This is a genomic window from Streptomyces sp. T028 (genome assembly GCF_048159505.1).
GTDB lineage: Bacteria > Actinomycetota > Actinomycetes > Streptomycetales > Streptomycetaceae > Streptomyces.
In genome coordinates, this window is sequence record NZ_JBLRVZ010000056.1 from 15,283 (window position 1) to 33,807 (window position 18,525).

Sequence of the window (18,525 nt, forward strand, 5' to 3'; positions counted from 1 at the left end):
TGCCCTTGCTGCTGTCCCATCGGCCGATGGCCGCCTGTGCCGCGCTGGTCGGCGTGCTCATCTCCCTGTACATGACGTTCTCGGAGCTGCGTACCGCGCTCTGGGCCGTCGTCGGGCTCGGAGGCGTCGTCGCCGTCCTCACAGGCGTCCACGTCCACCGGCCCGCGCACCGCTGGCCGTGGTGGGTGCTCGCCGCCGGGCTGCTGGCCTTCACCGCGGGCGAGACCTTCCACCCCGTGCGGGAGACATACGCCCACACCTCCGGTGCTTTGCCGTCACCGTGGAACGCCTGCTACCTCGCGGTCTACCCGCTCCTCGCCACCGGCCTCCTCGGACTGGCCCGGTACGGCTGGGCGGACCGCGATCTGCCCGGCCTGCTGGACGCGCTGATCATCACAGTCGGGCTCGCGCTGCCGGTGTGGGTCCACCTGGTGGCGCCGCCGTCCCGGCCGGAGAGCCTGACCTGGCAGCAGCGGGCGATCGGCATCGCGTATCCGCTGGGCGGCATTCTGTTGCTTGCGCTGCTGGCCCTGCTGCTCATCCCCCGTCCCCTGTACGGCGGCAACCGCGCCATGCGGTTGCTCGTCCTGGGTACCCTCGCCCTGCTCCTCTCCGACATCGCCCACGAGATCCTCCAGCGCTACGGCGGGCCGCGGACCGGCACGCCGTCGGACTCGGGGTGGATCGTCTTCTGCACCGCCTACGGGCTGGCCGCACTGCACCCCTCCATGGCGGAGCTGACCGCGTCGAAGTCCCGGCCCGGGTCCCTGGCTCTGCTGCCGCCCCGGCGCCGGCTGCTGCTCACCGGGGCCATGCTGATCGCGCCCGCCGTCCTAATTCACGAGGAACTCCTGGGCAACGTACGGGACGCGTCGGAGATCGCCGCCTTCTCCGCCCTGCTGTTCCTGTTGGTGATGCTGCGGCTGGCCCTGCTGACCGTGGCCCATCACCGTGTCGTCGTGCGGGAACGGGAGCTGCGCACGGCGTCCGCCTCCCTGATGGCGGCGGTCCGGCCGGAGGGAATCGCGCGCGCCTGCGACACCGCGGCCGGCACGCTGTTCGGGCCGAAGGTCCGGCACGCCACCCTGCTCCTGTCGGCCCGGGACGCACAGGCGCTGTACACGCGTCTCGGCCCCACCTGCACCGGGCACCCTGACGTCACGGCCGGCGCCGCACCCCCTCGGGCCGGGCCTGCCGCCCTCGCCCGGAACCGCGATGTCATGGTTCCCGTCGCCGCACTCGGCACGGAGCTCGCCGGTCGGCTCGGGGAGCTGCCCATGGCGCTGCTCTGTCCCCTCGTCCGGTCCGCACGCCTGCCCGGCGCCGGGCTTCCCGGCCTGCTGGTGGCGGCGGGAACCGAACGTCAGCTGACCGAGGTACGCGAGTCACTGGGGATCCTCGCCTCGCACGCGGGACTGGCGACGGAACGCCTCGCGCTGCGGCGGGAGATCATCCACAAGGAGAGCGAAGCCTACTTCCGCACCCTGGTGCACAACGCCTCGGACGTGATCCTCATCGTCAACGGGGACACGACCGTCCGCTACGCCAGTCCGTCGGCACGTGCCGTGTTCGGCCGCGCCGAGCTGATCGGTACGCCCCTGCGGGAGTTGGTGGACCCGCGGAACCGGAACCGGGTGGACCGGACGCTGAGGGCTCTGCGCGACGACGGGCAGGAGGAGGTCCACGACAACTGGTGGGTCACCCCGGCCACGGACGACACCGAGGGCAGGGACCGAATCGAGGGCACGGACCGCATCGAGGTGGAGGTGAGATGCCGCGATCTGCGGCACGACAGAACCGTGGGCGGTCTGGTCGTCACACTCCGGGACGTCACCGAACAGCACCGGCTGGAACACGAACTCACCCAACGGGCCTTCCACGACCCCCTGACCGGTCTGCCCAACCGGACACTGCTGCTGGAGCGGACCGAACGTGCCCTGCTGCGCGCCCGTCGGGACCCCGCCGTCACCTGTCTGCTCTTCATCGACCTGGACGACTTCAAGAGCGTCAACGACACGCTGGGCCACACGGTCGGCGACCGGCTCCTGGGCGCCGTCGGTGAGCGTCTGTCGAGGATGCTGCGCCGCAGCGACACCGCCGCCCGGCTCGGCGGCGACGAGTTCGCGGTGCTGATGGAGGACGTGAAGGAGCCCCTCGACGCCGAACTCCTGGCCGCTCAGGTGGTCCAGACGCTCAATCAGCCCTTCCGGCTCTGCGGCGAGTCGGTGAGCGTCTCGGCCAGCGTGGGCGTGGCCACGGCCAGGGACAGCACCGACGCGGACGAGATGCTGGCGCTCGCCGATCTGGCCCTGTACGCGGCCAAGGCCGCCGGGAAGCGCCAGTGGCGCCGTTTCCGGCCCCAGCAGCGCGTCCGCATGGCGGAGCGTCACGAACTCCAGGCCCGGCTGAACGAAGCGGTCAGCAGAGGGGAGTTCGCGCTGCGCTACCAACCGGTGGTGGACGTCACCGCAGGCGACGTCGTCGGCTTCGAGGCCCTGGTCCGCTGGCCGCAGGGCCGCTACGGACTGGTCCCGCCGGACGAGTTCATCCCGCTCGCCGAGGAGACCGGGCAGATCTCACCGCTGGGCGCCTGGGTGCTGCGGAACGCCGCGCGCGACATCGCCCGGTTGCAGGGCGCCGCGCAGCGGTCCACGGCTCCGTACCTCAGCGTCAACGTGTCCGCGCGGCAGTGGCGGGGCACGGAGTTCTTCGACGAGGTGTGCGGCGCTCTCGACACCCCCGGTCTCGTCCCGGGGACGCTGCTGCTGGAGATCACCGAGTCGGTGCTCATGCAGCGGCACGAGGAACTCGACACCCTCGTCCGGGCGCTGAAGGACCTGGGGGTGCGCATCGCGGTCGACGACTTCGGCACCGGGTTCTCGTCGCTGCGCTACCTCCGGGAGTTGCCCGTCGACGTACTCAAGATCGACAAGACGTTCATCGACGACATCGCGCGTAACGCCCGTCAGGTGGCGCTCGTCGAGGGAATCATCCACCTCGCCGACACACTCGGCCTCGAGGTGATCGCCGAAGGCATCGAGGAGCCGGCGCAGCAAGAGCTGTTGGCGGGCATCGGCTGCCGGTTCGGGCAGGGATACCTGTTCGCGGAGCCCATGACGGTGGAGCAGGGCGAGTTCGTGCTGCGTCGGCAGGGGGGCGAGCGGCCGTCGGCCACCTGGGACTGAGGAGCAGCCCCGCTCTGCGTGTGCTCACGACGATGACAGGTTGAACGCCGTCTCCACCAGCGCGATGTGGCTGAACGCCTGTGGCGCGTTGCCGAGTTGGCGGCCTGCTTTCGGGTCCCACTGTTCGGAGAGCAGTCCGACGTCGTTGCGGACGGCGAGGACCCGCTCGAAGACCGCCCTGGCCTGCTCCGGACGGCCGGTCGCGGCCAGGGCGTCGGCGTACCACAGGGAGCACGCGACGAACGCGCCCTCCGCGCCGCGCAGCCCGTCCACGTCGTGCACGCCTGCGCCGCCCGGGTCGTACCTCTGCAGGAACCCTCCGTGGTACAGCCGCCGCATGGCCCGGACGGTGCCGCGCACGCGCTCGTCGTCGGCGGGCAGGAAACCCACCCGGGGGATCAGCAGCGCCGAGGCGTCCAGGGCCGACGAACCGTAGGACTGCACGAACGCCCCTTGCCGCGCGTCCCACCCCTCCCGGCACACCTGCCGGTGGACCTCCTCCCGCATGGCCCGCCATTCGCCCGAAACCCCGTTCGCGCCGAGCAGCTTTCCCATGCGCAAGGCGCGATCGGCGGCGACCCACGCCATGACCTTGGAGTGGACGAAGTGCCGCCCCGGCCCGCGCACCTGCCACATGCCCTGGTCCGGCTCGCGCCAGTGCCGGTGCAGATGGTCCATCAGCGCTTCCACCAGGCTCCACACATGGGCCGGCACGGCGATCCCGGCCCGCGCCGACAGCAGGAGCGTGTCGAGGACTTCGCCGTACACGTCCAGCTGGAACTGGCTCGTCGCGGAGTTGCCGAACCGGACGGGCCGCGATCCCTCGTAGCCGGGCAGCCACGGCGCCTCGGTCTCCGGCAGGAGCCGCTGTCCTCCGACGCCGTACACGGTTTGCAGATCGGCCGGGTCACCGGCGATGGCCCGTACCAGCCAGTCCAGCCATGCCGTCGCCTCGTCCCGGTAGCCGCTGCGCAGCAGGCAGGAGAGGGTGAGGGTGGAGTCGCGCAGCCAGCAGAACCGGTAGTCCCAGTTGCGCTCCCCTCCGATGCATCCGGGCAGTGAGGTGGTCGGCGCCGCGACGATGCCGCCCGTGGGCGCGTAGATGAGCGCCTTGAGGGTGATGAGCGAGCGCACCACCGCGTCCCGCCACGGCCCCTGGTAGTGGCACCGACCGGTCCAGCGCAGCCAGAAGTCGCCGGACTCCTTCAGCAGCGTCTCCGCCGGGGCGTACAGCGGCGCGGGCGGCGCGGGCAGGTGGGACGGCGACCACACCAGTGTCAGGGCCAGCCGCCGGCCGGCCGGGACGGTGAAGTCGAGGACCGCGGAGTCCCGGTGGCCGGGCGACCGCACCGGCCCGTCGGCGTTCAGCCAGACGGCGTCCGGCCCGGCCACCGCCACCGTGCAGGCGTCGATGCTGCGGATCCACGGCACGACCCGCCCCTGATGGAATCGAACCCGGAGTTCGCTGCGCATGACCACGGAGCCCGACAGGCCCTCCACCACGCGGACGACACACGGAAACCGAGTACGGGGCGGCATGAAGTCCGTCACGCGGACCGCTCCGGATCCGGTGACCCATGCCGACTCCAGGACAAGCGTGTCCTGCCGGTACGCACGACGTGTACAGGGCGTCTGGGTGCCCGAGGCGGCGGGGGCGACCCGCCAGAACCCGTTCTCCTCCGTACCCAGCAGCGCGGCCAGACAGGCCGGCGAGTCGAAGCGGGGCAGACAGAGCCAGTCGATGGCCCCGTTCCTGCCGACCATGGCGGCGGTTTCCAGGTCGCTGATGAGGGCGTAATCCTCGATGGGCTTGCTCATGACCGGAATTACGCCGTCTGTGCGCTGTGCCGCTGCTTCCCAAGCTACTCCATGGTCCCCCGCCCCGCTTGACTCCTCCCGCAGCCTTCCTAGACTGTACGTATACGTCGTAAACATGCACTTGAAAGTGACTTCGTACATTTTGGCCGTACGAGGAGTCTGCTGAGGTTTCCGCCGGTTTCTGGAGGTCTCGACCATGGCCGACACCCGCACCCCTCCCGCTCACGCTGCCGAGCACGCCGTCGTGGAGCTCAACGAGCAGGCGACCACCGTGCCGCGGCTGACCGTGATGATCCCGACGCGAGACGAACAGGAAGGACTCCCGCTTCTCCTCCAGGCCCTCGGACCGGCCTTCGCCGGTCTCGGCGCGGAACTGCTCCTGGTGGACGACAGCGACGACGCCACACCCGCCGTGGCCACGGCCGAGGCCTCACAGTGCGCCATGCCGGTCCGGCTGCTGCACCGCGGGCCGGGCACCCGGGTGGGCGGCCTGGCCGGAGCGGTGCTCGCCGGAGCCCGCCGCGTACGAGGGCAGTGGGTCCTTGTCATGGACGCAGATCTGCAGCACCCCGTGAATGCGGCCGCCACCGTCGCCCGCACCGCCATGGGCCACGACGTCGACATCGTCATCGGCACCCGCCGTGCGGGGTCCGGCTCCAGCGGCGGTCTCGAAGGCCCGTCCCGCCACCTCGCCTCCTGCGGGTGCACCGCCCTGGCCAAGGTGCTCTTTCCCCGCAGCCTCGCCACGGTCAGCGACCCGATGAGCGGCCTGTTCGCCTTCCGCCTCGACGCGGTGGACCTCGACCGGCTCGATCCCCTCGGGTTCAAGGTGCTGCTGGAGATCCTGGTCCGGCACCCGGCCGCGCGCGTCGCGGAGGTCGCGTACCGGTTCGCGCCCCGGGCCGCGGGCAGTTCCAAGGCATCGCTGCACGAGGGCGTCACGTTCCTGCGCCATCTCGTACGCCTGCGTCTGGGCCTCTCCCCCCAAAGCACCCGCGGGGACCCGGCTACCGGCCGGCGCCTCTCGCCCGGCGGTGGGGAGCGGCTTTCCCCGTTCGCCCGCTTCCTGGCCTTCGGCCTCATCGGCCTGACCGGCATCGCGGTCAACACCGCCGCCCTGTGGTTCGGCCACTCCGTGCTCGGTATCCAGCATCTCCTCGCCGCGGTGCTGGCCACCGAGGTCTCCACCGGCTGGAACTTCGCCCTGCTGGAAGGGCTCGTCTACCGGGGCGGCACCCCGGGCCACCGGCTCCGCCGGGCCGCGGGCTTCTTCGCCCTCAACAACGTGTTGCTGCTGGGACGGCTGCCCGCACTCGAACTCCTCGTCCGCCTGGGCGTCGGACTTCTGGTCGCCAACGTCATCACGCTGGTCGTGCTGTTCCTGCTGAGGTTCTTCGTCTCCGACCTCGTCATCTACCGGCGCGGCGGGCGGGGCGCCGCGACCAGGGGCCGCCGCGACCCGGTCCACGTCTTCGTGGACGCGGGGCACGAATCCCGCGACGCCGAGAAGCCAGGCTCCGGAAAGACCCCCGTGACCCCCGTGGCGCAGTCCACGGCCAAGCGTCCCCGCCACCTTCCCCATCGCTACGACATCGACGGCGTCGTCGCCATCGGCTCCCAGGTTCCGCTGCCCGAGCTGGAGTTCTTCCGCGCCCAGTGGGTTCCGTCGAGCAGCTGCGACATCACGCTCCGCGTCGGTGCCGTCGGCCACCGCACACCCCGTCACCGGGCCTCGATGACCGAGCTGCCGGTCGACGGCGAACCGGATCACACCACCGTCGTCTACGAGGAGCAACTGGGGCAGCTGGGCGCCAACTTCCATGTCGAGATGGGTCGTCCCATCTCCGTGGTCGTCAGCCCGCTGCTGGCTCGCTCCCCCCACGTCGTCTACACCAATGTGATCGAGGCGCTGCTGCGCTTCGTACTGGTCTCCCACGGGCGCATGCTGCTGCACTCCGCCTGCGTCGAACTCGACGGCACGGGAGTCATGCTCTCGGCGCTCACCGACACCGGCAAGACCGCAACCGTCCTCAGACTGCTGCGGGAACACGGCGGCAGGTTCCTGTCCGACGACATGACCCTGGTGACCGCCGACGGCGTCGCCCAGTGCTTCCCCAAGCCTCTGACCATCAGCTCCCACACGCTCCACGCGGTGCACGCCGACGACCTGACCCGGCACGAGTGGCGCCGGCTGCAACGCCAGAGCCGGCTGCACTCCAAGGGCGGGCGCTCCTTCGCGCTGACTCTGAGCCGGTTCAACCTGCCCATCATGGCCATCAACGCGCTCGTCCAATTCGCGGTCCCGCCACCCAAGTTCGCCGTCGACCGGCTGATCCCGTGCCGCCTGTGCAGCGCCACCCCGGTCCGTGAGCTGTTCATCATCGAGCGGGGCGCGCCGCGGCTCGCCGTTCTCGGACACGAGGAGGCCGAGCAACGGCTGCTGGCCAACACCGAAGACGCCTACGGATTCCCGCCGTTCCGCTACTTCGCGCCCGCGATCAGCCTCGACGGCATGGACTACACCGGCCTTCGCAGCCGGGAGCGTGAGATCCTCTCCGGCTTCCTCGACCATGTCCGCGTCCGGGTGCTCGCCTCCGACCACTTCACGTGGGCGGACGACATTCCCCGCCTTCTCACCGAGGAAGGCGTCACCGGACCGCCGGCCCCCGGCCGGTACCCGGACAGCGAGCAGTGGCCGCACTGGGGACAACCGGACCTCACCACCGCCGACTCCGCCTCGTCGGACGGCAAAGGAACGGGCTGATCACATGATTCGCCTGATGGCTCGCCTCGGGAGCGACTCCCTGTCCCTGCTGAGCAGGGGGCCGCGAAGCATCACCGCCGGCGGCCGTCCCGAGGCCGCGCAGCCCGCACCCGGGCCCGAGCCCGGACGACCGCCGCGCCTGCGCCGTCCCGGCCGGCATGGTGCGTGGCTGCTGGGCACCGCGGCCCCGCTCACCGCCATCCTGGCCGCCGCCGCGACCCTGCGCTTCTGGCAGCTGTCCGCGACCGGTTTCAACAGCGACGAGGCCGTCTACACCGGAAGCGCCGCCACGCTCGCCGGAGACCCGGTTCTCCGGGACCTGTTCCCGGCGTTCCGCTCCCATCCGCTCATGTTCCAGACGCTCGTCTCACTCGCCCTGCACGGAGGCACCCACGACTTCGCCGCCCGTGCCGTCGCAGCGGTGATCGGGGTGGTCACCGTCGCCGTGGTGTATCTCCTCGGCAAGCAGCTCTACGGGCGGACCGCCGGTCTCGCCGCCGCGGCGCTCCTCGCCGTGATGCCGTACCACGTGGTCGTCACCCGGCAGGTCCTGCTCGAGGGTCTGGTGACCCTGTGCGCGACCGGAGTGCTGTACTGCGTGGCCCGGTACGTCCAAAGCGGCGCCGCGCTCTGGACTTCCGCGGCCGGAGCCGTCCTGGGGACCGCGATCCTCACCAAGGAGACCAGCGTCGTCCTGCTGCTCGGCCTGTGGCTGTTCTTCATGCTCACCCGGGGCGTCCACATCCCGTGGCGTCACACGCTGTACGCGCTGGGCTCGGCGACGGCTGTCGTGGCCGCGTTCCCGCTGGCGGCGTGGCTCGCGGGCAGCAAGCGCACGACGCAGGACTATCTGCTGTGGCAGTTGCTCCGCCGCGCCAACCACAGCGTCTGGTTCTACTTCACCACCCTGCCCGGTGCGGTCGGCTGGGGCGTGCTCGCCGTCGCGCTCGCCGGGGTGCTCTGGCTGCGGCGGCGCGGCACATGGCGCGAGCCGCTGCTGCTGTGGTGGATCGCCGTGCCGCTGGTGTTCTTCACCCTGTGGCCGGTCAGGGGGTACCAGTACCTGCTGCCCGTCGTCCCGGCGCTCGCGGTGCTGGCGGGAAGAGCGCTCGCCGCGGTCGCCGCCCTGCCCGCGCGCCGCCGGTGGCTGCCCGCCACGGCATCCCTGGTGCTGTCCGCCGGCCTCATCGCCTCCCTCGCCGTCCCGGCCGCCGAGCGTACGACCCCTTCCGTCAGCGGCACCTTCCTGGCCGGAACCGGCGGAGTACCCGGCGGCCGGGAGGCCGGCGAGTGGGTGCGCGACAACGCTCCCCGTGGCGCACAACTGCTGGCCGGCGGCCCGTCGATGGCCAACATCCTGCAGTTCTACGGCCATCATCCGGTGTCCGGGCTGTCGGTCAGCGTCGACCCGCTCAAGCGCAACCCCTCGTACCAGCCCGTCCCGAACCCCGACCGGGCGCTGCGGAACGCCGAGTTCCAGTACGTGGTGTGGGACTCCTACACCGCCGCCCGGTCCCCGTTCCACGCGGAGAAGATCCGCCGACTCGCCGAGAAGTACCACGGTGTCGCCGTCTACACCTCCACCACCAAGGTGGAGACCGGCTCCGGCAAGGGCACGGCCGCACCGGTCATCGTCATCTACCAGGTGCGTGCGTCATGAGAGTCATCAGGCCGCTGTCCGCCCTCGCCGCCGCACTGTCCGTGGTCACGGTGCTCGCCTTCCCGGCGGTGTCGGACGACACCGCCGGGCCGACCACCCCTGTGCGGCACTTCGTCTACCTCATGCAGGGCGGCCGCAGCTTCGACAACTACTTCGGCGCCTTCCCCGGCGCCGACGGGATCCCGGCCGGAGCCTGCCAGCCGCGGATCGTCAAGGGAGGGTCCGGCGACTGCGTCAGGCCCTTCCCCCTGCACGGCACTGTTCCGGCCCCCCTGCACCCGACCCGGTCGCTCATATCCGCCCAGGTCGACGGCGGCCGTATGGACGGTTTCGTCTCCGCCTTCACCCGCCAGGGCCGCGACGGCGCACCCGCCATGGGGCACTACGACGAGCGCGACCTGCCCTTCAGCTGGGCGGTCGCCCGGGAGAACGTGCTGTTCGACCGCTTCTTCTCCGTGGTGCCCTTCGGCGTCGGAGCCGAACGGCACCAGTGGGTCGCCGCCTCCTCCCCGCCGGGCGGTGGGCAGACGATCCCGGCGGGCGGCCACGACGACCGGCCGACCATTTTCGACCGGCTCGGGCAGGCCGGTGTCAGCTGGAAGTTCTATGTCGAGGGCTATCGGCCCGACGAGACCTTCCGCTCCCCGGACAGCACCCAGCCGGTCCGGGCCCCGCTCCTCGGATACGCCCGGTTCGTCGACGACCCGGCCCTGCGCGGCCACATCGCCGACCTGGGCCAGTACTACCGCGACCTGGAGAAAGGGTCCCTGCCGGCCGTCTCGTACATCGCGAGCTCCGGCTCCGCCGAGCGCTCCGCCCACGCGATCCCCGCGGGTCAGAAGCTCATCCGCGGCGTCGTCACCCAGCTGATGCTCAGCCGCTACTGGGACAGCTCCGCACTGCTGTGGTCCTACGACGGCTCCGGCGGCTGGTACGACCACGTGCCGCCGCCCACCACCGCGCACGGCCCCCGGGGCCTGCGCGTCCCCGCGGTCCTGGTCAGCCCGTACGCGCGGGTGGGCCATGTCGATCACACCGTCCTCGACAGCGCCGGCGCCCTGCGTTTCATCGAGGACAACTGGCGGCTCAAGCCCCTCACCGCCAGGGACGCGAACGCCAGGAGCATCGCCGGCGCCTTCGACTTCACCCAGGCACCGAGGGAACCCGCGGTGCTCCCCGTGGAGGCGGCCGCACCGGAAGGAACGCGCTCCGTCCACTCGGCCATCGTGTACAGGGTGTACGGGGGAGCTGCCGCCCTCGTCGCCCTGGTGCTCGGAGCCGCGGTGCTCACCGCCCGCCGCGGCTCCGGCCCGCCGCAGAGCCCACCCTCATCACCCGAGGGGCCGCCGTCATGAACCACCCGCGCCGAGCCCTCACCGCGGTCCTGACCGCCGTACTGCTCTCCGTGCCGACAAGTCCGGCCCTCCTGCCCGCAGCGACCGCCGCACCGGCGACGCAGCAGACACGAGCGGCCACGGCGGCGCCGGTCGAGCACCGCGCCCCGTCGACCGCCACCGTCACCTTCCGGACGGTGCCCGCCGTACCCGGCGTACGCATCGGCTTCGGCGACCGGACCCTGGTCACCGACGCCCGCGGGCGAGCCACCTACACCGCCCCCGAGAGTCCGGCGCGCCCCACGCTGCGCCTGCTGGACACCGCGGTGGACACCCCGGACCGCCGCTACCGGTTCGTCCGGTGGACCGGACAGCGCGACCCCGACCAGGCCTTCCGTCCCGTGGTGCACGGGCTGCCCCTGCGCGGCGACTACACGGTCACCGCCGGGTTCCAGGTGCGGTATCCGGTCACCCCCCGCTTCACCGACCAGCACGGCAGGCCCCTGGACACCGACCGGATCTCGGCCGTGCGGGTCAAGGGCTCGGACGGCCACCAGGTGAGGCTGGACCCGACCGGCACCAGCTGGCTCGACGGCGGCACACCTGTCCACCGCGGCAGCGGCCTGGAGCTCAGCCCCGTCACCTACTCCCTGCAGAGTCTGGTCTACGACCGCGCGCAGCTCGTCGACGCCGGACGACAGCGCTTCCGTCCGGACGCCGGCCGTGTCGTCACCTTCACCGGCCTCTTCCACGACCTGACCATCACCGCCCACGACACCGTGTTCAACCGCCCCGCGGGCTCCGAGGCGCGTGTCACCGGGCCGGACGGGACGCAGCTGCGGGTCCCCCTCGGCTCCGATCACTCCGCCGTCCTCAGGCATCTGCCCCGCGGGCGCTACTCGGTGAACATCCACACGCCCGGCGGCAGCAGCGCGACCCACGAACTGCAGCTGTCCCGGTCCACCGCCCTGGACGTGCAGGTCCTCAGCGGCCTCGACACCCTCACCCTCGCCGGCGGCCTGCTGGTGGTGATCGTCGTACCACTGGTGGTGCACCTGCGCAGGCGGCGCCGGCCGACGGCCGCGAAGGCGGGATCACGGTGAGGCGTCTGATGCTGGTCCTGGCCTGCCTGCTGCTGTGCTCCCTTTCCGTCGCCGGGCCTGTCGCCGCCGGGTCGGCAACAGGCCCGGCAGCCGAGCCCCGCGGCGGTTCACGGCACGCCGCGGAGTCGCCCGTACCGTTGCTCGCCTACTACTACCAGTGGTTCGACCCCGGCTCCTGGCAGCGCGCGAAGACCGATCTTCCGCACCTGGGCCCGTACTCCAGCGACGACACCACGGTCATGCGACAGCAGATCGTCTGGGCGAAGTCCGCGGGGATCGACGGATTCATCGTCAGCTGGAAGGACTCCCCCGTCAACGACCGGCGGCTGGAAAAGCTGATCAAGGTGGCCGAAGCGGAGAACTTCCGGCTCGCCATGATCTACCAGGGCCTGGACTTCTCCCGCCGGCCCCTGCCCACCGACCGGGTCGCCGAGGACTTCCGCACGTTCCGTGACCGGTTCGCGCAGAGCCCGGCGTTCCTGCGCCTGGGCGGCAAGCCGCTCACCGTCTGGAGCGGCACCTGGAAGTTCTCGGAGGCCGACGTGGCCCGGGTGACGTCGGCGGTCCGCGACGACCTGCTGGTGCTCTCCACGGAGAAGAGTGTCTCCGGTTACCGGCGCATCGCGGATGTCACCGACGGCCTGGCGTACTACTGGTCCTCGGTGAACCCCGGCACCAATCGGGGGTACGAGGACAAGCTCGGCGACCTGTCACGGGCCGTGCACGGCGACGGCAAGTACTGGGTGGCGCCCTTCGCTCCCGGATTCGACGCCCGTCCGGTCGGCGGCACCAGCACCGTCCCGCGCGAGGACGGGCGCACGCTGAGGGCCGAGTACAGCGCGGCCGTGCGGTCCTCTCCGGATGTCCTCGGGTTGATCAGCTGGAACGAGTTCTCCGAGAACACCCACGTCGAACCGTCCCGAAACTATGGATTCCGCTACCTCGACGAGCTCCGAGATCTGCGCACCACCCCGGCGCCGGACGCCCCCGCCGACTCCGGCGACGAAGAAGCCGCCGGATCCGGTGACGTGCCCGCCTGGCAGTGGCAGGTTCCCGCCGCCGCCGTGTCCGCCGCCGTCGTCGTCGGCGCCGTCGTCCGGCGCCGGCACTCCGTCCGCCGGGGGAGCGAGCGGTGACGGCGCCAAAACGCGAGGGGCGGGCGTCCCCGCACAGGGACGCCCGCCCGGGCGGAGCGCGACGGTCAGCAGGAGACGGTGCGGGTGACTCCGGCGGTGTTGCCCGCGAGATCACGGGCTCTGACCTCGTACTGGTAGCTCCCCGGACACGTGGCCTGCTTGTCGCTGTACGTCAGCTGACCGGCCGGGACGGTGGCGAGATAGCTGCCGTCGCGGTACACGTCGTAGGCGGCTACGCCCCGGTTGTCGCTCGCCCCGCTCCAGCTGAGGACCATCGTGCTGGTCCCTGAGCGGGTGACGGTGAAGGAACCGGGAGCGGTGGGGTCGGTGGTGTCGGCGGCGAAGTCGTAGACCTGCTGGTCGAAGACGTTGCCCTGCGCGTCGGTCGGTGAGACGGTCACCGTCGTCCCGTTCACGGCGACCTTCAGGAAGTGGTGCACCTGGGAGTCGCTGGTCGGCCGGGGCGCGGCGCCGCAGGCCTTGCCGTGGGTGGTGGAGCTGTAGGACCAGCCGAGGGCGTAGGCGTCCGTGGGCGCACAGCCACGGCCGCCCACGGAGGTGAGCTTGCCGCCCCCTCCTCCCGTGACGTAGGCGGGGACGCCTCCGGGCGGTGCGACATTGCGCTGATAGATGTGCGCGTGGCCGTTGAACACCAGGTCCACGCCGTTGTCGTGCAGCAGTTGCTCGAGGGAATCGGTGCTGCCCGGGGTGTTCTTCAGGTACACATCGTCCGGTTCCGTCGGGTCGTCGGAACGCAACGGATAGTGGAACGCGGCGATCTTGACCTGCTCCGAGTGGGTGGCCAGATCCTGCTGCAGCCACTGGTACTCCGCCGAGGACGGGGTCCAGTGGGCGAGCCGGTCGAGCTCGTACTGCTGACAGCTCCGGTTGGGAACCGGGCACCTGTCTCCCGTCGACGAACCCAGGTTGCTGTCGCTCCAGGAGGCGTCCAGCACGTAGAAGCGGACGCCGCCGTTGCTGAACGCGTAGTACGTGCTCGGATAGCTCGCCGGATTCGTGCCGAGGATCGACGGATAGCTCGTCATGGCGTAGACGCCGTTGGAAGCGGCCGCCGTCCGCGTCTCGGGCCAGTTCGTCAGGAGCGTGCTGTTGCGGCCGTGGTTGCCGTTGGTGGCGTACATCGGGACGCTCTGGCCGGGAACGGCCCAGTAGGAGGGGCCGAAGACCGCGCTGATGTTGACGCCGGTCTGGTCGAGGTCGCCGTAGTTGGTCTGATTGCCGCTCGGGTAGGCGACGTCGCCCGTCGACAGGGCGAACCGGGCTCCGCTGGCGCCGAGTCCCGCCATCACGTTGGCCTGGTTGACGTTCAGGGAGCCGTTGTTGACGCCCCCGTTGGTCGTGTCGCCCCAGTCGCCGATGACGGCGAAGGTGAACGGCTGGGTCCCGGTGGGCCCCTGCCGCGTGGTGAAGGCCGGCGAGGGGTTGGAGCCGAGCAGGTCCACGGGATCGGTGCCACCGGTGAACACCCGGTAGCAGTAGGTGGTGTTCGCGGAGAGCCCGGCGACGGTGACCGTGTTCTGGTACTCGGTCACGCCGTTGACGGTGATGGTGGTGCCCTGCGCGGTCGCGGAGACCGAGTTCGCCGTGCAGTTGCCGAGGGGCCCGTACCGCACGATTCCCGTGCTGCGCGTACTGGTTCCCCAGTTCACCCGCACGGAACTGGTTGTGAGATCGGACAGATAGGGGGCTCGGGTCAGCTGAGGATCGGCGCCCGGCAGGTCCGCGTGGGCGGAGCCGGCCACGGCGGCCGCCGTCAGCGTGGCCACAGCGACCACGAGCGTACCCCGGAGCGAGCGACGGCGATGTCTTGCTCCGGATCTCGCCGCGGTCCTGCGTGTGCCTCTCGGCACCGGGAGCCGAAAACGTGAACAGGGGCGTGCATGCTCCATGGAGCCTCCGGCGATGGACATACGAAAAGGGAAGGGCCTTCGACCTCCGTCGCGGCCGGGCGGCTGGTGAACGCGCGGCGGCGACGGCGCGGCCGGGCCAACGTATGCGCGTCCGCTCCCCGGAGACGGGCTGACGCGAGTCACGAGCGGAAGGCTCTGTGCAGCCTTCACCCGGTCGGCCCGCGTCGTTCCGACGAGCGGGTGAAGGCCGTGCTGTCGCGGCGGGCCGGCCGGCAGCGGCTCGACAAGGATGGGACCGATCCCTTTCCCCTCCTGCGACCGAGCGACGCGGGAGATCACCGGTCTCTCCACGGAGGTCGCAGTGCGCGGACGTGACGGAACACTGGCACTCGGAGATCAGTGGCACAGCGTGCTCTCCCCCGGGCGGCGCCGGAGAATCAGGACGCGGGGACGGACGGTCGCGGCCGCGGCGCTCGTCACCCTCTCCGTCGCGTCCTCGGTGACCACGACGTCGTCGGCCGAGGCCGCCCGGCCGCGGCCGGCGTACGCCTACACGGCCAACGCGGCCTCGCGGAACCTCTCCGTGGTGCGGCTCGACGCCACGGCCGTCACCGGCACGGTCCCCGTGCCGAACGGAGCAGAGGACATCGCCCTGTCCCGGCGCTCCGGGCGGGCTTACGTGACCGGCGGAGGCCGGTCGAACCGGGTGTCCGTGGTCGACACCGCGCGCCGCCGTGTCGTCGGGACGATCCGCGCCGGACAGCGCCCGATGGGCGTCGCCGTCACGGGCGACGGATCCCGGGCGCTCGTCGCGAACGCCGGCTCGGACACCGTCTCGGTCATCGACACCCGGCGCTACAAGGTCATCAGGACACTGCACGTGGGTGACTGGCCCAGGGACGTGGCCATCACCCCCGACGGCCGCCGCGCCTACGTCGCCAATCTCAAGTCCGACTCCGTCTCCGTGATCGACATCAGGCGCGGGCGCGTCGTCGACACCGTCCGTTTCGAGAGGGACATCGCCGCGTACGCCGTCGCCATCTCCCCCGACGGCCACCGCGCCTATGTGAGCGGCGGAAACGGTGTGGACGCCGTCACGGTCATCGACACCCACACGAACGACGTCGTGGAGACCGTGCAGATCCCTCGCGGGGCGGAGAGCCTGGTGGTCACGCCCGACTCGTCGCGGGTCTATGTCAGCGGCGGCTTCCTCACCGGTGACATCTCGGTGATCGACACGGACCAGCTGGTCGTGAGCCACGCCTTCCATGTCCCGCACGGGGCCGAAGGCATGGCCATCAGTACGGACGGGACTCGCCTCTACGTGGCCGGCGGGCACGACCGACCGTGGATGACCCTGGTCAACGCCGAAACCGACCGGGTGATGCGATCCGTGCGCGTGGGGCGGAGCCCGCTCAACATCGCACCTGACACTCCTCAGAACCCGGCTTCCTAACGCGTCGTCGTGTCCAGGCGCCCGTGACCGCTCGGCTCCTCGGGCGGGCTGAGACGAGTGACGACCGATCAGCGGCAGATGTTTACGCCGTATAGATACGCTGTACGATGGTCGTACACAGCCGCTGTCGGATCGGCACGCGATCCCGACGCCTGGAGGCGAGGCGAAGGATGGCCAAGGAACAGGAATCCGGCCCGGCCCGACGCGCCGGCGACCGTGGCCGCTACGGGCGTCTGAGCCGGGAGCGCGTCCTCGCGGCAGCCCTCGAGCTGGTCGACCGCGAGGGGCTCTCGGCGCTCAGCATGCGCCGGGTGGGTGCCGAGCTGGGCGTGGAGGCGATGGCGCTGTACCGCTACGCGGCGAGCAAGGACGCCCTGCTGGACGGTCTGGTGGAAGCCCTGTACCTCGAGCTGGAGGAACGGCTGACCGCCGAACCCGGAGCACCCGCCGCCACTGAGGCCCCCGCGTGGCGCACGGGCCTCCACCGCATCGCGCGCACGACGTTCGACGTCTGCCTCGTCCATCCCCGAGCGGTCCCTCTTCTCACCACGCGCATGCTGGCCGTTCCGCTGGCGCGGCGCCCCGCCTCCGTCCTCAGGAACCACGAGCGTGTGCTCGCTCTGCTGGCGGAGGCCGGAGTCGACGAGGCCACCGCCGCGACCGCCTTCCGTGCCTTCACCGCCTGGTTGCTGGGCTATGTGTCCGTGGAACTGCAGCCTATGGTGGACAACCCCGAGGAATCCGACCCCGCGTTCCGCCTCGGCGTGCACCGCATGCCCGCCCAGGAACTGCCCAGGCTCCGCCGGGCCGCCGCGGCCCTCGCCGAGGGGGGCGGGCTCGAGGGCCTGACCGCCGGGTTGGACGCCCTGCTCGACCGTCACGTCGGCGGACCGCGGCGCGTATGAGTCCCCGTCACAAAGGTGAACTCACCACGCTCCGGCCCGGATCAGCCGTGGCCGTGCGAGGGAGACCGTCAAGGCGGCGAGCAGGGCCGCCGCGCACGGCACTCGGTAGCCTGCCGAGGCTCCTGCCGCGTCGACCACCCATCCGGCCGTGGCATAGCCCAGCGAAACTCCGACGGAGAGGCCCGAGACGACCCAGGTGATGCTCTCGGTGAGCCGGGCGGCCGGCGCCAGGTGACCCACCAGCCCCATCGCGGTGATCAGGATCGGCGCGACGGACATGCCCGCCACGAAGAGCATCCCCGCCAGCACCGCGAGACTCGGCGCGAACAGCAGCGGTGTCACGGTCACCGCCATCGCGCAGACGCTGACCAGCAGCCGACGCGTGACGGTCCCCCGCGGCCGGACCGCGCCGAAGACCGCGCCCGCCAGGCCCGAGCCGAGCGCGTACACGCCCAGCAGCGGGCCGGAGAGCGCCTTGTGGTCGTCCGCTCCGGCGAACGCCACGGTCGCGACCTCCACGGAACCGTACGTCGCGCCCACCGACGTCAGCACCAGTACCAGCAGGCCGAGTCCCGGGAGCCGCAGCGCGGAGCCGCCGACGTGTTCCGGCGCACGGCGCACCGGCGGTTCCGTGCGTCGCTGGGCGGCGAGCAGCAGGACGCCGACGGCGAGCAGAAGAGCGGCCGCGAGCGGTCCGGCCCCGGCGCTTCCCCTGGTCGACAGCGTGATCGCCAGGATCGGGCCGACGACGTAGACCACCTCGTCGAGCACCGACTCCAGTGAGTACGCGGTGTGCAGCAGCGGCGGTGACTCCCGGTGGATCTCCGCCCAGCGGGACCTGACCAGCGCGCCCGTGCTGGGCATGCAGCCCACTGCCGCCGCCGCGACGTAGAGGGTCCAGTCCGGGGCGGCGTACCGGGCACAGAGCCACAGCGCGCCGATGGCGGCGACCGTCACGGCCGTCGCCGGCAGGACGACCCGGCGCTGGCCATGACGGTCGACCATCCGGGAGATCTGCGGTCCGATCGCCGCGGCGGCGAGTGCCTGCGTGGCGGAGACCGAGCCGGCGAGCCGGTACTGACCGCCGAGTTGCGACAGCATGGTGACGATGCCGACGCCGATCATCGACTGCGGCAGCCGTGAGACGAAGCCCGCGGCGGAGAAGAGCAGGCTGCCCGCGGGGGCAAAAATCCGGCGGTAATCGGAGAGCATGGATCTCCGCGCTCCGTCAGGAGTACTCCTTGCAGGCTATTTTCACGCCTGGCACGGAATCCCGCGAGGTGGATCTCTCCG

The 18,525-nt window shown here is 71.3% G+C and carries 11 protein-coding genes; 8 read left to right on the top strand and 3 right to left on the bottom strand.

Annotated features, from left to right (window positions below; translation table 11 throughout):
- Positions 1-26: 26 nt before the first annotated feature.
- Entirely contained in the window at positions 27-3,185 is a 3,159-nt protein-coding gene (locus ACLZN2_RS42480; RefSeq protein WP_416985132.1) for an EAL domain-containing protein, read from the top strand.
- A gap of 24 nt (positions 3,186-3,209) precedes the next feature.
- Here the strand turns inward: ACLZN2_RS42480 and ACLZN2_RS42485 are convergent, their stop codons facing one another.
- Positions 3,210-5,003 (bottom strand): glycoside hydrolase family 15 protein, encoded by a 1,794-nt coding sequence (locus ACLZN2_RS42485; protein ID WP_416985133.1) that lies wholly within the window; start codon positions 5,001-5,003, stop codon positions 3,210-3,212.
- A 196-nt stretch (positions 5,004-5,199) separates the two neighbouring features.
- Here ACLZN2_RS42485 and ACLZN2_RS42490 point away from each other — a divergent pair, with 196 nt between their 5' ends.
- Genes ACLZN2_RS42490 through ACLZN2_RS42510 form a run of 5 tightly spaced genes read left to right on the top strand, consistent with a single transcriptional unit; the run spans position 5,200 to position 13,000 of the window.
- Positions 5,200-7,767, top strand: coding sequence for a glycosyltransferase (locus ACLZN2_RS42490; protein WP_416985134.1), 2,568 nt, complete (start codon positions 5,200-5,202; stop codon positions 7,765-7,767).
- Between the two features lie 16 nt (positions 7,768-7,783).
- Positions 7,784-9,427: an ArnT family glycosyltransferase gene (locus ACLZN2_RS42495; RefSeq protein WP_416985135.1), complete on the top strand. Its 1,644-nt coding sequence runs from the start codon at positions 7,784-7,786 to the stop codon at positions 9,425-9,427.
- Positions 9,424-10,782, top strand: a complete 1,359-nt coding sequence (locus tag ACLZN2_RS42500) for an alkaline phosphatase family protein (protein ID WP_416985136.1) — start codon at positions 9,424-9,426, stop codon at positions 10,780-10,782. Before ACLZN2_RS42495 ends, ACLZN2_RS42500 begins: the two co-directional genes overlap by 4 nt.
- Positions 10,779-11,864 (top strand): hypothetical protein, encoded by a 1,086-nt coding sequence (locus ACLZN2_RS42505; protein WP_416985137.1) that lies wholly within the window; start codon positions 10,779-10,781, stop codon positions 11,862-11,864. Before ACLZN2_RS42500 ends, ACLZN2_RS42505 begins: the two co-directional genes overlap by 4 nt.
- Positions 11,861-13,000 (top strand): endo-1,3-alpha-glucanase family glycosylhydrolase, encoded by a 1,140-nt coding sequence (locus ACLZN2_RS42510; RefSeq protein ID WP_416985138.1) that lies wholly within the window; start codon positions 11,861-11,863, stop codon positions 12,998-13,000. Before ACLZN2_RS42505 ends, ACLZN2_RS42510 begins: the two co-directional genes overlap by 4 nt.
- Positions 13,001-13,065: 65 nt before the next feature.
- Here the strand turns inward: ACLZN2_RS42510 and ACLZN2_RS42515 are convergent, their stop codons facing one another.
- Positions 13,066-14,787 (bottom strand): fibronectin type III domain-containing protein, encoded by a 1,722-nt coding sequence (locus tag ACLZN2_RS42515; RefSeq protein ID WP_416985139.1) that lies wholly within the window; start codon positions 14,785-14,787, stop codon positions 13,066-13,068.
- 445 nt (positions 14,788-15,232) lie between these two features.
- On the opposite strand from ACLZN2_RS42515, the gene ACLZN2_RS42520 reads away from it, so the two are divergent.
- Both ACLZN2_RS42520 and ACLZN2_RS42525 read left to right on the top strand, forming a co-directional pair.
- A complete protein-coding gene (locus ACLZN2_RS42520; RefSeq protein ID WP_416985140.1) occupies positions 15,233-16,327 on the top strand; it encodes a cytochrome D1 domain-containing protein in 1,095 nt (364 codons plus the stop codon).
- A 170-nt stretch (positions 16,328-16,497) separates the two neighbouring features.
- On the top strand, positions 16,498-17,232 hold the full coding sequence (locus tag ACLZN2_RS42525) for a TetR/AcrR family transcriptional regulator (protein WP_416985141.1): 735 nt from the start codon (positions 16,498-16,500) through the stop codon (positions 17,230-17,232).
- A 21-nt stretch (positions 17,233-17,253) separates the two neighbouring features.
- Here ACLZN2_RS42525 and ACLZN2_RS42530 read toward each other — a convergent pair whose 3' ends face one another.
- A complete protein-coding gene (locus ACLZN2_RS42530) occupies positions 17,254-18,444 on the bottom strand; it encodes an MFS transporter (protein WP_416985142.1) in 1,191 nt (396 codons plus the stop codon).
- Positions 18,445-18,525: the final 81 nt, after the last annotated feature.

Bases quoted from the DNA above. Each gene is read 5' to 3' on its own strand.
- ACLZN2_RS42480 (WP_416985132.1), top strand. From the start codon at position 27: ATGGCCGCCTGTGCCGCGCTGGTCGGCGTGCTCATCTCCCTGTACATG.
- ACLZN2_RS42485 (WP_416985133.1), bottom strand. From the start codon at position 5,003: ATGAGCAAGCCCATCGAGGATTACGCCCTCATCAGCGACCTGGAAACC.
- ACLZN2_RS42490 (WP_416985134.1), top strand. From the start codon at position 5,200: ATGGCCGACACCCGCACCCCTCCCGCTCACGCTGCCGAGCACGCCGTC.
- ACLZN2_RS42495 (WP_416985135.1), top strand. From the start codon at position 7,784: ATGGCTCGCCTCGGGAGCGACTCCCTGTCCCTGCTGAGCAGGGGGCCG.
- ACLZN2_RS42500 (WP_416985136.1), top strand. From the start codon at position 9,424: ATGAGAGTCATCAGGCCGCTGTCCGCCCTCGCCGCCGCACTGTCCGTG.
- ACLZN2_RS42505 (WP_416985137.1), top strand. From the start codon at position 10,779: ATGAACCACCCGCGCCGAGCCCTCACCGCGGTCCTGACCGCCGTACTG.
- ACLZN2_RS42525 (WP_416985141.1), top strand. From the start codon at position 16,498: ATGGCCAAGGAACAGGAATCCGGCCCGGCCCGACGCGCCGGCGACCGT.
- ACLZN2_RS42530 (WP_416985142.1), bottom strand. From the start codon at position 18,444: ATGCTCTCCGATTACCGCCGGATTTTTGCCCCCGCGGGCAGCCTGCTC.